Source organism: Psychrobacter sp. T6-5, from assembly GCF_052258485.2.
GTDB lineage: Bacteria > Pseudomonadota > Gammaproteobacteria > Pseudomonadales > Moraxellaceae > Psychrobacter.
Map to the genome: position 1 here is coordinate 569525 of NZ_JBQQEY020000001.1, position 14012 is coordinate 583536.

At 44.8% G+C, this 14012-nt stretch carries 14 protein-coding genes; 6 read left to right on the forward strand and 8 right to left on the reverse strand.

Translation table 11 applies throughout. From position 1 onward, the window contains the following. Positions 1–98 precede the first annotated feature (98 nt). Positions 99–782, forward strand: a complete 684-nt coding sequence (locus ACTXGK_RS17095) for an LOG family protein (RefSeq protein ID WP_238039010.1) — start codon at positions 99–101, stop codon at positions 780–782. A 126-nt stretch (positions 783–908) separates the two neighbouring features. On the opposite strand, the gene ACTXGK_RS17100 is transcribed toward ACTXGK_RS17095, so the two are convergent. After that, positions 909–2537, reverse strand: a complete 1629-nt coding sequence (locus tag ACTXGK_RS17100; RefSeq protein ID WP_443517679.1) for an FAD-dependent oxidoreductase — start codon at positions 2535–2537, stop codon at positions 909–911. 510 nt (positions 2538–3047) lie between these two features. Between ACTXGK_RS17100 and ACTXGK_RS17105 the strand changes: the two genes are divergently transcribed. Beyond that, positions 3048–3482 (forward strand): COG4315 family predicted lipoprotein, encoded by a 435-nt coding sequence (locus ACTXGK_RS17105; RefSeq protein ID WP_201599949.1) that lies wholly within the window; start codon positions 3048–3050, stop codon positions 3480–3482. A gap of 96 nt (positions 3483–3578) precedes the next feature. On the opposite strand, the gene ACTXGK_RS17110 is transcribed toward ACTXGK_RS17105, so the two are convergent. After that, positions 3579–4184 carry a YceI family protein gene (locus ACTXGK_RS17110; protein WP_443517678.1) on the reverse strand — a complete coding sequence of 202 codons (606 nt, stop codon included), beginning with the start codon at positions 4182–4184 and terminating at the stop codon, positions 3579–3581. A 492-nt stretch (positions 4185–4676) separates the two neighbouring features. Between ACTXGK_RS17110 and ACTXGK_RS17115 the strand changes: the two genes are divergently transcribed. Beyond that, positions 4677–4955: a type B 50S ribosomal protein L31 gene (locus tag ACTXGK_RS17115; RefSeq protein ID WP_114701843.1), complete on the forward strand. Its 279-nt coding sequence runs from the start codon at positions 4677–4679 to the stop codon at positions 4953–4955. Between the two features lie 96 nt (positions 4956–5051). Here ACTXGK_RS17115 and ACTXGK_RS17120 read toward each other — a convergent pair whose 3' ends face one another. The 4 genes from ACTXGK_RS17120 to ACTXGK_RS17135 are packed head-to-tail and all read right to left on the reverse strand — an operon-like array spanning position 5052 to position 8518. Then, on the reverse strand, positions 5052–5894 hold the full coding sequence (locus ACTXGK_RS17120; protein ID WP_443517677.1) for an SGNH/GDSL hydrolase family protein: 843 nt from the start codon (positions 5892–5894) through the stop codon (positions 5052–5054). Then, positions 5888–7285: a nicotinate phosphoribosyltransferase gene (locus tag ACTXGK_RS17125; protein WP_443517676.1), complete on the reverse strand. Its 1398-nt coding sequence runs from the start codon at positions 7283–7285 to the stop codon at positions 5888–5890. The genes ACTXGK_RS17120 and ACTXGK_RS17125 overlap by 7 nt, the downstream gene beginning before the upstream one ends. Continuing rightward, positions 7272–7421 (reverse strand): hypothetical protein, encoded by a 150-nt coding sequence (locus ACTXGK_RS17130; protein ID WP_443517675.1) that lies wholly within the window; start codon positions 7419–7421, stop codon positions 7272–7274. Before ACTXGK_RS17130 ends, ACTXGK_RS17125 begins: the two co-directional genes overlap by 14 nt. 29 nt (positions 7422–7450) lie before the next feature. Beyond that, on the reverse strand, positions 7451–8518 hold the full coding sequence (locus ACTXGK_RS17135) for a bifunctional nicotinamide-nucleotide adenylyltransferase/Nudix hydroxylase (protein WP_443517674.1): 1068 nt from the start codon (positions 8516–8518) through the stop codon (positions 7451–7453). Between the two features lie 488 nt (positions 8519–9006). Here ACTXGK_RS17135 and nfuA point away from each other — a divergent pair, with 488 nt between their 5' ends. Together nfuA and ACTXGK_RS17145 are read left to right on the forward strand one after the other, a co-directional pair. Beyond that, a complete protein-coding gene (gene nfuA / locus ACTXGK_RS17140) occupies positions 9007–9669 on the forward strand; it encodes a Fe-S biogenesis protein NfuA (RefSeq protein ID WP_394213108.1) in 663 nt (220 codons plus the stop codon). A gap of 217 nt (positions 9670–9886) precedes the next feature. Further along, positions 9887–11197, forward strand: a complete 1311-nt coding sequence (locus ACTXGK_RS17145) for an O-acetylhomoserine aminocarboxypropyltransferase/cysteine synthase family protein (RefSeq protein ID WP_443517673.1) — start codon at positions 9887–9889, stop codon at positions 11195–11197. A gap of 115 nt (positions 11198–11312) precedes the next feature. On the opposite strand, the gene ACTXGK_RS17150 is transcribed toward ACTXGK_RS17145, so the two are convergent. Together ACTXGK_RS17150 and rsmI are read right to left on the reverse strand one after the other, a co-directional pair. Then, complete coding sequence (locus tag ACTXGK_RS17150) at positions 11313–12332, reverse strand: adenosine kinase (protein ID WP_443517672.1); 1020 nt, start codon at positions 12330–12332, stop codon at positions 11313–11315. A gap of 54 nt (positions 12333–12386) precedes the next feature. After that, a complete protein-coding gene (gene rsmI, locus ACTXGK_RS17155) occupies positions 12387–13343 on the reverse strand; it encodes a 16S rRNA (cytidine(1402)-2'-O)-methyltransferase (RefSeq protein WP_443517671.1) in 957 nt (318 codons plus the stop codon). A 131-nt stretch (positions 13344–13474) separates the two neighbouring features. Here rsmI and ACTXGK_RS17160 point away from each other — a divergent pair, with 131 nt between their 5' ends. Next, positions 13475–13960: a YraN family protein gene (locus ACTXGK_RS17160; RefSeq protein ID WP_443517670.1), complete on the forward strand. Its 486-nt coding sequence runs from the start codon at positions 13475–13477 to the stop codon at positions 13958–13960. The last annotated feature ends 52 nt before the right edge of the window (positions 13961–14012 follow it).

A 14012-nucleotide genomic window follows, 5' to 3' on the forward strand; every position in this document is an offset into this window, starting at 1 on the left:
AAATGATGTGCATAACACTATAAATGAAACGTGTGGTATTTGACCTTTACTAATAACAAACACTCAATAAAAAATGATCGATAAATTAAGGAAACTATATGCAAATGAAAATTAACGATGACACTTATGATGTAATCACGAGCAAAGACATCACCAATATAGAAAAAGCCGTGGATAAATCAACACTGACGATGCCGCTAGTGGCCGTATATTGCGGTTCACGCTTGGGCAACAATGATGTGTATGAGCAGGCAGCACGCGAGCTTGGTAGTGCGTTGGCAGATAATGGCATGGGGCTGGTATATGGCGGTGCTAGCATCGGTCTCATGGGCGCGGTCGCAGATGAGGTCATCAAAGGCGGCGCTGAAGCTGTGGGCGTCATCCCAACCTTTATGCTCAAACACGAAATCGCTCATGAGCAGCTGACTCGCTTGCATTTGACCGATACCATGCATACGCGTAAGACAGTCATGGCAGAGTACGCCGATGCTTTTATTACCTTGCCGGGCGGACTGGGCACACTAGAAGAAATCATGGAAATCGCCACATGGCGTCAGCTGTATCAGCACGAAAAGCCGATGATTATTCTCAATATCAATGGTTTTTATGACCGTATGATTGAGCATCTAAAATATACCACCGAGCAAGGGTTTATGAAGCAGCAAGATTTAGATCGTTTGGTGGTGTGCAATACCATCAACGAGGCAATCGAGATGCTACAGACCGTCGTGACCATCAATGATCATGTAAATACAGAAAAAATGGCTGGTAGCAACAGCTAAGCTTTGTAAAATCGAGCAATTAAAAGCAATCACGTAAAAAAGGAGCAGGTAACCAAATATCGGTTGTCTGCTCCTTTTTATATGGCTAGTGTGCTGGCTATCAAAATTTAGAAATAAACAATTTTACTATACACCAGCAGGTGAGAGATCATCCAGTGCTGCTTCACGAATACTATGATTGACATCTGCCATCGCTACTGGGAATCCACGCTGCTCAGCGAGCACACGTGCAACCTTATCAACAGCCAGACCGTCGTTATGTGTCAAGTACGACCATTCGTGTGCGTAGCGGCTACGATTCATTGGCGTATCGTTTTGTATCAATCCCAGCGTCGTCAGCTCAATCACTATCTGATCAGCGGCGATCAAGGTTGAAGATGCTTTGACGTTTTCTGCACGGGCGTAGCGTATATTAGAATACAAGCTTACGTCAGCTACTCGCAACGTATCGTCTTCTCCAGGAATTTGCTGCCCACCATATAACGCATTGCCAACAGTGCGTGCACTATTGAATGTCGGTACAAACTCAGCCACATATTCAATCGCTTGCTGGCTACGCGCTTGTAGCGGCGCTTTATCCCAGCCATCCTCGATATAGTGTACGTATTGCTGTGGTAGTTTGGGCTGAGCGCTGTCTGTGCTAGATGCGACCAGGCCATCATCAAATAAAGTAATGGCTTTACTCATGCCATGTATCTGAAAATACCCACCCGGATAGGGGGTTAACTGCGCCATGCCTTCGGGCGTACCTCGTTGACCGTAGACGATAATCTCAGGTATCTGCCCGCCTGCATCGCCCCAATGGGTGACATAAGAGGATTTAAACTCGACCATGCGTGTGACTTCAACACCAACCATGTCATCGATGACACCAGTGCGAAAACCGCAAGCATTAACCAAATAATCGACTTCGATAGATTCAGCTTGAGAGTCGTTTGCTTGCTGATAATCGATACGCCATTTGGTGACATGGTGATCGGCATTGGTACAGTTTTCACAATCCACAGGGACTACTTTTTGTACTGTGGTGTCAGTAAAGACATGGGCATGGTCATATTCTTCAAGCGCCAACTGCGCAGAAGCCGCCAAGCGAAAGATATTCCAGCCGTACTCTTGTACGACAATCAGTGGAAATTTAACTTTATTTAAGTCTAAGTATTTGGCCACTGGTATCACCCATTCATCGACCGTACTTGGCACCGCAACTTGCTCACGCTCAGACAGCTCAAGCAACTGATCATGGCTATAAAGCTGATAGTAATCTTCAGGTTCGCCAAGTACTTTATTGTTGGCATCCTGCTCGATGAGCTCTTGATAAGCTTCTGTCAAAATATCCAAACGCGGTAGCAAGTCTTCAGGCAGTCCTTCATCGCGTGTCGGCACCGCAAATACAGTAGGACGAACATCGATGGTATAAGGATAGAGACGTAATATATCAATGCATTGCTTGAGGAGCGCCACACAATCTTCATCAGGTATCTCGCGGTACAAGTTGCCGCCAGCATGCAAGTGACACATTGGTGGACCATCAATGAGTGATTTTTTCTTCTCAAACAAGTAAGTCTCAAGCCCTAATGCCGCAAGGCGAATAGCAATCGTTGACCCTGCAGTACCGCCGCCCAAAATACCGACGCGTTTAGTAGGACGTTTGATTGGCGAGTTTTGATAATCTCCATAAGACAGCACCTTAGAAGAATCATCTTGTTTGACAGAATGAGCGTGATTTTTATTAGAAGACTGAGTCATTGTCGTCATTATATCCTTAGTAGCATTTGCATCAGGCCATGCTCGGTGTAATCGTTAAATGTCTTGTAACTATTGATATGCGTGCGAAGGCCGCTAAGTTCAATATTTATTTATAAGCCACAATAGAGGGATTTTCCATTGTGTAGTAATACTTCATTTCTATAAGTTCATTTTACGAAGAACTACAGACAATATGATGGCAAATACGTAAGTAGATGCATGAGTTTTGTCAACGAGATGGTCTTAGGCAGTTTCTAATAGGCGAGGTCGAGTGCAACATCTGGAGAATGGGGATAAGGTCAGTTTTCTGTAGCCAAAAAGGCTTGTGTTTAAGCATTTTGTAAAATTCAGCCACTTTTGTAAGTTTGTATATTGATGGCCATCATCGCTAAAAACTGTGTGTTATATTTATTTCGCTCAAGTGAGGTTGAAGCTTTGTTTTTATCGCTTTCACATCAAAAAATAAAAACGGCTCATAAAATTTACTATTACAATTATCAAAATGACAAGGAAGTTGCTATGAAAAATATCATGATGTTATCTGCACTAACTGGCGTATTAGCATTAACGGGCTGTACAACGTTGAAAAGTGTCGTTGGAAATGACATGTCAGGCACGCACGAAGTCCAAGCGACCAATAAAAACACTGCCCCTGTCGCTAGCAAAAATGGCGTGTTGGTTGATGCAACCAATTACATGACGCTTTATACTTATGACAAAGATTCAATGAATAAGTCAGATTGCGGCGCAGCGTGTCAAGTTGTGTGGCCAATATTCCAAGCACCAAGCAATGCTAAAGCTTCTGGTCAGTTTGCTGCGTTCAAGCGTGAAGATGGTAAGTATCAATGGGCAATGAATGGTAAGCCATTATACTTCTATGCTAATGATACAAAAATGGGCGACAAAGATGGCGACGACAAATTTGACGTTTGGCATGTTATCCCAACCAAATAGTATCTTATAACGCTATTGTTAGACAAAAAAAGCAGCCCTTTTATGGAGGCTGCTTTTTTATTGTTATTAGTAAAAATGATTAATAGCGAATTACGTCTATTTTGACTTTTTCTCTACCAGTTCGCCGTCTATCTGAATAGGCACATTGGTGGTAACGCCTTGCGAGTACGCATCCATGCCATAAGCTGTACGATCGATATTACCTGTAGCGCGGAAACCAATCACAGGCTCTTTAGTAAGAGGGCTGTTATCGATTTTCTTTAGCGTTAGGTTAAGTGTTAATGGTTTGGTTTGACCAAGTAAAGTAAAGTCGCCAGTGACTTTTGCTTGTTGTGGATTGATAAAATTAACCTGAGTCGATTTAAAGCTCATGGTAGGGTACTTCTCAACATTGAAAAACTCGTCGGTTTTTAGATGCTTGTCACGGGCTGCCCAAGCAGTATCGATACTGTCTGTATCAATGACAAAGTTAAGCTGTGTTTGGTTTGGGTTTTTTAGGTCAAACTGAACCGTACCGTCGACATCACTAAAGTGACCCATAACCGTAGAAAATCCCATATGCTCAACAGAGAAACCGACACGAGTATGTGAATTATCTAGTTGCCACTGAGTTGGTAGAGCAGCGCTTGCCATGGTCGTAACAGCAAGTGCTGAGCTGATTAATAATGCCTTAGTAGTGGTTCTTATTGCAGTGTTTATCATTGAATAGTCCTTATTTAGTGTTAGGGAAGTTGTGCTTACCGATGAATAAATAGTGCGATCTTTTTTGTAGAAAACTGACTAGCCATATCGCCTAAAAGTACGATAGATAAATGACAGAGAAAAGCTAAATCTCGTTAGATTAACTACAGATATCTGTATAATTGATTAATTTAACTAACCAAAATATTGTACTGGGTTAACTCGTATATCTCAACACTATTTCCCTCTTAGTGACAACTTATCACATATATCTATCATAACTGTGGCTTGCGTTGGGTGACAAAAACCGTTAAAATCGCGGTTTAATTTTCCCGCTGGGGAAAGGCTAAGTGAGCAGAAGAGTGGTGCTTTGTGCTGGAATAAGCCAGTGACGCAGTTGCCATACTTATAATGTCCTTAGTGCCTCAGTTACGTATGTTTTCGTTTGTTTGAGACATCGCTCATGATGTTGATGCAAATTGCCATACATACATCGGACCTAGAGAGTTTATTATGCGTAAAGATATCCATCCTAATTACCAAGAAGTTTTATTCCATGACACTAACGCTGACGTGTTCTTTTTGACTCGTTCAACGGTTAAGACTAAAGCAACTCGCGAATACGAAGGTACAGAATACCCATACTACCCACTTGATATCTCAAGTGCGTCGCATCCATTCTATACTGGTGAGCAACGTAAAACCTCTACTGAAGGCCGTGTTGCAAGCTTCAACAAACGCTTTGGTGCATTTGGTGGCCGTAGCAAAAAAGCTGCTGACGCTGCTGAATAATTTACACTTATGGTGTAAATATATTTTGCTAAGCAATAAAAAACCGCTGATTATTCAGCGGTTTTTTTGTGTCGATAAATCAATGCTTGCGTGTTTTTAGCAATCTGTCTGAGTGGTGGGTGAGTCTAACAGTTGGGTCATGTTCTCTACGATCTGCTGTGCCCAATAACCGTACATGAGGCTGCTAGGATGAAAGCCATCACTAGCAAACATCACAGCAATATCAATAGGCTGACCATTACCATGCTCTGATATCATGCGCGCAAAGTCAGTCGCCATATAATTGACACCGTCATGAGCAGCACAGACTTGTTGCAATATCTCATCAAGTATTGAGGCTTTTGCCCCAACAAAATTATTGAGTGGGGAAGGAATTGCAGGCATCTGCGCCATCGGTGGTAAGCTCAAAAAAATCAACTCTCGTACGCCAAATTTACGCTGTGCAATATTAATGATATCTTCGATCTGCTGCTGCCATTGATGCACAGAGACGTTGGACGTCGTATCGTTGACCCCAACACTCAGCAACATCACATCGATAGGTTGATCAGGAGTAGGGAGGACATATAATCTGCGCAAAATATCAAAGCTAGTATGACCAGTTGTCGCTTGTAATGACCAATTGAGCTGTGCAAAGTTCGATCGAATAACGGCATTTTGTTCTAATATCGGAATCAGCTTACCAACTAGTGCCTCTTGCTGAGTTTGGCTACCGACACCTGCTGCTGCTGAGTCACCCACAACCATCAAATTGAGCGTCTCATGGCTTTTAGATGATAGTCCATCATCTGTTTTTGATAGCTCAACCATACCATGTCTTTCGCCGTTTGGTTCCGGCAAACGAACGGTTTCACGCTTGATTTTGCGTCCTTGATACAGATAAACAGGCGCAAATAATACATCTTTTGCGATAGATGTTAGTTTATTAGTGTCTACCATCCTGCACGTTCCCTAATAATCGTGAGACTGTCCTCAATTAATAATTGACCATCAACATAGACATCGCGTAATAGGTTGTCTGATGGTGCACCCAATGCCTGCTCTTTTATGGTTTTGATCTGACCGCTATCGTCTTGTACCAGTGCTAGTCGTCCTTTTTTCGAGCGTTTTGAGCGGCTGGTGATAGGGTCTTTATAAATATCTTTCCATGTGCCATCGATACAGATAGCGCTCGATTTCATCGCCCAGCTCATGGTGTCGCGGTTAACTTGTTGCAATAAACCACCGCCCATACCAAATGTCACGTTTTCTATGCTAAAGCCTGCTTTGATTATCACGTCAATAATTTTGCTTAAGCTTTGTGAGCTGATGCCATCGCCTTGGATGATTCGCACATAATCAGGTAGAACTTTATAGCCTTTGCTGTTTACCGTAGTGCCAAACTTCACAGCCAAGCGCTCTAGCGCTTCACGAACGACTTTAGTCGGCTCGCCGCTGTCTGGTCGAATGACCAAGGTACCACCCATGTTTTTGACGTCATCTTTTAAGGTGTCGCCCCAGATATTGTCGATCGCATTCCATAGGTCGTAACTGTCAGACACAACTGAAAAAGCTTTATCTTCGCCGCCAAACTGCTCAATCATATTGCGAAAAGCAGCGGTTTCGCCATCACGTCCCCATGCCGTCATCGTACTGTGTTCAGCCGCTGGAATGGAAAACGCAGGCATGTCATCACCCATTTGATACCAGCGACTGGCCGCAATGAGTGCTGTCATTGAATCAGTACCAGCAAAGTTCACCAAATGCGCTAAGCTGCCAAGGGCAACCGTTTCTTGGCTGGATGCGCCGCGCGCGCCAAAGTCATGTAAGCGAAAAGGCAGCGACTCTGTATTGTCTGCTGACTTTTCTAGCGCTTGACGGATAATTTCTTTGCAATAGCGAGAGACACTAGCGACCGTTGATGGATACCAAATCGCGCGTAATAGCGCTGTTTCGATATAACTTGGTAGCCAATAAAACTCTGGATCAGTGTTGATAACTTGGCACACCACATTGGATACTGGCACGATGCTACCTTCAGGCACAGCTTGGATACGCAGTGGCAAGTAGCCATTGTGTTTTTCAATCAAGTGCTCCCAGCCCGCACGATTAAAAGTCAAGCCATGCGCTCTAACCACTTTTTCGGCTTCGTCGATATCTTGGTGCGTGATAGGGATGCTTAGGTACTCTTTAATAAAGGCTTGTAAGCCGAAGAACACCACATCATAGTCGCCTTTGCGCGCTTCAATGTAGCTGGACAAGTACTCACTACCACTTGGGTATTGCACCCAATGTGAAGTTTTATAACTATCACTATTTAAGATTAAATTGTTTAGATTATTGGTGTACATCACAGAACTCCTCTGCTTTGAGATGCCGCAGCTGCGTTGAAAGAACAGTGGCGGCGGTTGAGTGCCGTCTATCGGCACTGGTATAGAAAGTTAAAAAATACATGGTGTGGATATCAGTGAGGGTTGATTTGACCATGACCTGCTCATCCGTCTAATAACGAGAAACTACAACCCAACCATTTTGGTAATAATCGCATAATGATCTTCAAACATCATTTTGGCATCAAGCTCTGCCAATGGCAGCCAAAATGCTTTGGTCGCATCATCGCCGCCTTTTACTTTTGGCAACCCTTTTGGGTCGTTTTTTAGCTGAAAATAAAACGCTTGGGTAATAGTGCGTCCGCGCGCTGAGCGATACGGATCGTCAAAGGTATGCTGACTGTGGCAAGAACCGCGCAATACAGGCTCAGGGACTTTGAGGCGCGTCTCTTCACGCAGCTCGCGAATACAAGCGTCGAATAGTGTCTCTTTTGGGTTTAAAAATCCACCTGGTAATGCCCACAATCCGCGTCCTGGCATACTGCGGCGCTCGACTAGTAAGATATGCCCCGACTGTACAATCAACGCATCAGCCGTCATAAAGGTCGGCGGATAGGGGGCAGATTGCCACTGTCTTTTGTATTTATCAATAAAGTCTGCTTCTTCGTGCAGTTGATGATAGTCGTCAGTTTTCTTAAATTCATCGAGGACGTTACGTGTTGACTCAGGCGTACGCTCAGGCGTTGGCGTAGCGCCCATCAGATAGCTGTCACGAATAGGCGTGGCTGATAGATTATGATAATTAGGCACTGACACCGATGCCCAGTTAGGGAATAGCGATAAATAATATGATGAGCTGTCTTTTGAGTGACCAATCAAGCCAATATCTGTTTGCAAGTCACCTGTGACCGATTTCACGCCTGCTTGGACGTATTGTAGCCAGCGCGTATCGTTGTATAGTGCATCGTCTAGACCGACGCAATGGATACGAGCGGCGTCTTCTGCTGAGTAAGCGCCCTTAATCATCGCAGCGCGTTCAGCGACGCTAAACGGATTACGTAAGCTGCGTGGTAGATTGGCCGAACCAATCAGCATAATCACTTCATCAGAGCGTTTGAGCGCTTCGTCAATGACTGCCTTGTGTCCACAATGAAATGGCTGAAAACGCCCGATAAAAATCAAATAACGGTAGTGTGTACTGTTTTTCTGATCGGGGTTTTGCTTATCTGAAGCTTGCTCTGATAATTCACTCATAGACGCCAATTTCCTACAACTTATTTTTATTGATAAAAAATTAATGACGCTAATACTGACACAGCCTGTGACTTTCTGACAAGTGGAAAGATGTTTAGGGGTGTATCCTTAGTAAGCATTATTTGTATTTAGTCTGCTTGATAAATAGTGCAGCTGTCTTTATATAGAGGGTATCTTATCGATAATTATGCCAACTTTATCTAATTCACCGCTGAGGGACGTCATTAAAAAAACCAATGACAACCATTTGCAGCGGTCACGGTTCAATTCACAGTAGCGCGGTCGGAATTACTACTCAATTCAGGTATAATGGCCATTATAGACGGATTAAATTTTATGACTATTGCTGCCGGTGCATTACAATAATAAACCTCAAGCACTGATGGCCTGCAAACTGATATAAGCCGTAAAAATTTTGAAAAATTCAAATTCACGACACAGTAGCCATAATAGATATTGCGCTTGTGTCACAACGCATAGGAAACATTATGAGTGAGCAAAATCAAGCCGCTGACTATGAGTCAGCATTAGATACTGAGCAAGTTGAAGCAAAAAGCAATATCACCATCACTGAGTCGGCACAGGGCTATTTGGCAGACTTGTTAGCCAAGCAAGACACTGATGGTATTGGTGTGCGTATCTTCGTTGAGCATCCAGGCACGCCGCGCGCAGAGTGCTGCATGGCATATAACCAGCCGGGCGAAGAAGACAGCGCTGATTTACGTTTTACTTATGATGACTTTTCGGCCTTTATCGAAGCGGCATCAGTTCCTTATCTAGAAGATGCGGTCATCGATTACAATAAAGATCGTTTTGGTGGTCAGCTAACGTTTCGCGCACCAAACTCTAAAGTGCCGAAAGTAGGCGCTGACGCCAGTGTCGAAGAGCGTATTAACTATGTCTTGCAGTCAGAGATTAATCCTGGCTTAGCGGCGCATGGTGGCGATGTACAGTTGCTTGAGTTGATTGATGAAGAAGGCATCGGCCTGACTGCGGTCTTAAAATTCGGCGGTGGTTGCCAAGGCTGTTCAGCCGTCGATATGACACTGCGTCAAGGTGTTGAAGTACAGCTTAAGCAGCAAATACCAGAGCTGACGCAAGTGGTTGATGATACCGATCATACGCGCACAGAGAATGCTTATTATAAATAAATGCAAAAAACTAATAAAAGTAGCATAGCGATTATAAAAATGCTTATGTATGTTTGTCATTAAGCGATTAGTATTTTGCTATTCTTTTAATGAAAAAGCTGAGTTATGATGAACTCAGCTTTTTTTATTGCTATGATTTAGCAGACAGGTTTTTGAGATGGCTTTTAAATGCTAACTCTTGAATCAGTAATTTTTGATCCATACAAAGGAATGTACAATGAGTGATGAACAAGCAGCCCAAGAATTAAAGAACCACCAGCGTCTTGAGACATTGGCGATTCATGCTGGTTATAGTGTTGAACCAACGACCAAAGCAGTCGCCGTACCTATCTACCATACCAGCTCCTATGCGTTTGATAACACTCAGCATGGTGCTGATCTGTTTGATCTAAAGGTCGCGGGCAATATCTATACGCGTATTATGAATCCGACCAATGCAGTGCTAGAAGAGCGCGTTGCTGCGCTTGAAGGCGGTATCGGTGCGCTTGCGGTCGCCTCTGGTATGGCTGCCATCACTTATGCGATCCAGACCATTTGTGAAGCAGGTGACAATATCGTCGCCGTATCGACGCTATATGGTGGTACTTACAACTTATTTGCGCATGCATTGCCGCGTCAAGGAATTGAGGTGCGTTTCTTTGATCACAAAAACCCAGAAGCGATTCGTGATCTAATCGATGACAAGACTAAGATGGTCTTTGCCGAAAGTATCGGTAACCCACTAGGTAATATCGTAGATATTCAGGCGCTCAGTGATATTGCTCACGAGTATGGTGTGCCTGTCGTGATTGACAATACCGTTGCCACGCCTGCGATATGCCGTCCGTTTGAGTTTGGTGCGGACATTGTGGTTCATTCATTGACCAAGTATATGAGCGGTACGGGGACGTCGATTGGTGGCGCGATTGTTGATAGCGGTACGTTTGCTTGGGGTGATTATCCTGAGCGTTTCCCATTACTGAACACGCCAGATGCCAGTTATCATGGCGTGAACTTTGTCAAAGACGTGGGCGCGCCTGCCTTCATCGCCCGTGCTCGTGTCGCACCGTTACGCAATACGGGTGCGGCGCTTAGTCCGCTCAATGCGTTTAGTATTCTGCAAGGGATGCAGACGCTGAGCCTACGGATGGAGCGTCATGTACAGAACGCACAAGCGGTTGCGGAATACTTGCGCGACCATGACAAGGTCGCTTGGGTAAAGTATGCTGGCCTGTCTGACCACCCTGAACACGCGCTTGCCCAAAAGTACATGAAAGGCACGCCTTCTGCTATTTTGACCTTTGGGGTAAAAGGCGGTTTGGAGGCAGGGTCGCGCTTTATTGATGCACTACAGCTGATTACGCGTTTGGTGAATATCGGTGATGCCAAGTCATTGGCCTGTCATCCTGCCTCGACGACGCATCGTCAGTTAAATGGGCAAGAGCTTGAGCAAGCTGGCGTTAGTGAAGATATGGTACGTTTATCTATTGGTATCGAGCATATTGAAGACATCGAAGCCGATCTTGCGCAAGCATTAGCTACTGCTTAATATAGAAGCATGCTCATTTAGGGAAGTTATTTGAGTGATTATAATCCATAAACAAAAAAGCCCATGTCGACCTGATATGGGCTTTTTGTTTGCGTTAAATATATATATTCAGCATTTAAGCAGATAGGACACGCTGAGCGATATCTCGGTACTCCTGCGAGGCAAGACGTGGTCCAAACTGCTGGATGACTTGTGACGATATTTCGCTGGCAAGACGTCCACACTCTGGCAAGCTATAATGCTGCGATAGCGCATATAAGAAAGCACCCGCGTAGTTATCACCTGCACCGTTGGTATCGATGACACTGGTTACTGCTGGCGTTGCTACGTCGTAAACTTCAATCTCCGACTCGTCATCAGGCTTGTGGGCAATGACCGCGCCGTTGGCACCATCAGTGACGACCGCTGTTTGGCAATGCTCAAGCAGGGCACGTGCAGCGGCTTTGACTTGTTTTTTATCGGTGAATAGCTTTGCTTCTTCGCTATTACAGAATATCACAGCGACTTTATTGCCGAGCATATTACGTAGGCCGTCTTTGGCAAATTTTACTACAGCAGGATCCGCAAAGCTCACGGCGATTTTTGCATTATGAATACCGGCTTGTTGACGCAGTTGCGTCATTGCTGGTTGGATGCTTTCAGACATGGCCAAGTAACCTTCTAAATATAGCCAGTCTGCTTGCGTCAACGCATCAAAATCAACATTGTCGGCTGCGATTTCGCTTGAGGTGCCAAGATAGGTCTGCATGGTACGCTCGCCATCTTCGGTGACAGCGACCACGCAGGAGCCGGTCACGCCGCCTTCATGGATAGATTTGTCTGAGGTTGCGACGCCTGCTTCGTGCAAGTCTCTGAGGTAAAACGCCCCTTGATCGTCATCACCGACGCGGCAAGCATAAAACGGCTTACCGCCGAGGCTGGCAAAGGTAAACATCGTATTGGCTGCTGAGCCACCGCCGGCTTGTTTTGATGGCTCAATCTCAGCCAACTTAAAATAAGCCAGTAGTTGCTGCTGCTCCTCAAACTCTGCTAGTGTCATATTACCCTTGGTCAGCTCGGTCTCTTCTAATGCGGCATCTGACAGCACATATTCGTGATCAACCAACGCATTACCTATCGCCATTACATCGTACATTGCTTACCTCTCTTCAATTAATTTATAAACGGTTATCTTTTTTATTGCTAAAAACTAGTCAGCTTGTAACTCTAGTAGACGCTGATAAAGTGCATTCTTTTTTACACCAGTGATATCAGAGGCCAGCGCGGCTGCTTTTTTGACCGATAGATCCTCTAGCAAACGCTGTAGCAATTTATCATGAGTACTGATGTCGTCAGTATCCTTTGCGACACCGACACCAGCGACGACCACGACGATCTCACCGCGTTGCTGATTGTCGTCTGCTTTGACAAACTCGACCAACTGGCCAAGGGTGCTCTTATGTACCGTTTCAAAGGTTTTGGTCAATTCGCGACAAAAAGTCACTGCACGGTCTGCACCAAATACCGTCGCCATATCTTCCAGGCTAGCTACGATGCGATGCGGTGCTTCATAAAATATCAGGGTTTCGGTACGTGCGAGCAAGTCGTTCAGTTGTTTTTGACGGCCGTGAGTTTTGGCTGGTAAAAACCCAATAAAGCTAAATCGATCTGATGGCAACCCCGCCACTGACAATGCGCCAATGGCAGCAGAAGCCCCAACGATAGGTGATACGGTCACGCCTGCCTCGTGTGCGGCTTGTACCAATTGATAACCTGGGTCACTGACCAGTGGCGTACCAGCGTCACTAATCAAGGCAACCGAATGACCTTGCTCAATCATTTCAATGATTTTAGGCGTTTGAATAGCGCTATTGTGTTCGTGATAAGCCCATAGCTTATTATGGCCTTTTTGCTTCGTTGTGGTCTCATCATCTTCTACACTACTTGTGGCATGACGGGTCTCTGAGCTTTTTGCCTCATCCGTTTTGCTTCCTTTAGTATCAATACCAAAATGCGACAACAGCTTACCTGAAGTGCGAGTGTCTTCACAGGCAATGATCGCGACCTGCTTTAAGACATCAATCGCGTGTGGCGTCATGTCGGTCAAGTTGCCAATCGGCGTGGCAACGATATAGAGACAAGCTGGCATCGCAGTAGGGGTAGACATGAAAACCTCGGGTTATTAACAATAATAGTGCGCTATTATATCCAGTCGTTATCTATGGTTTTTCAGCCAAATAATGAGTGAATAAATCGATAGATTTGGAGAGCATAACGCGCAGAAGTGGCTAGTTTAGCATGTTGTGCTATGATAATTCTCAAATGTTAAGCAGACGAATTAACCTTATGGCGAATCATAAACCCTTGAGCTTAACCTCACCGAAACAACGCCAAGGTAGTCAGTTTGAACAGCAGGCGTGTGAGTATTTACAAGCACAGGGGTTACGGTTGGTGGTGCAAAACTGGCAACAGCCAAAAATAGGCGAGCTGGATCTGGTCATGATGGAAGCAGGACCTGCATGGTCAACGCTAGTATTTATCGAAGTTCGTCAACGCAAGCGGTCGGTTTATGGCGATGCAGCACTCAGCGTGACGACCAGTAAGCAACGCAAAGTGATTAAAGCGGCGCAATATTTTTTGCAGCAGCATCCTGAATATGCTCATTATGACTGCCGATTTGATGTCATTGCTTATAATACAGCGGGTAAGCTCAGCTCAAAAGAGAATCCGTTGAGTGATGAGCCGGAATGGCTTAAAGGTGCCTTTGTAGCCAGTGCATGGTAGTAAATATATAACGTCAATACTGGATGACTCGCGCGCCTGACTGAATCTAGCG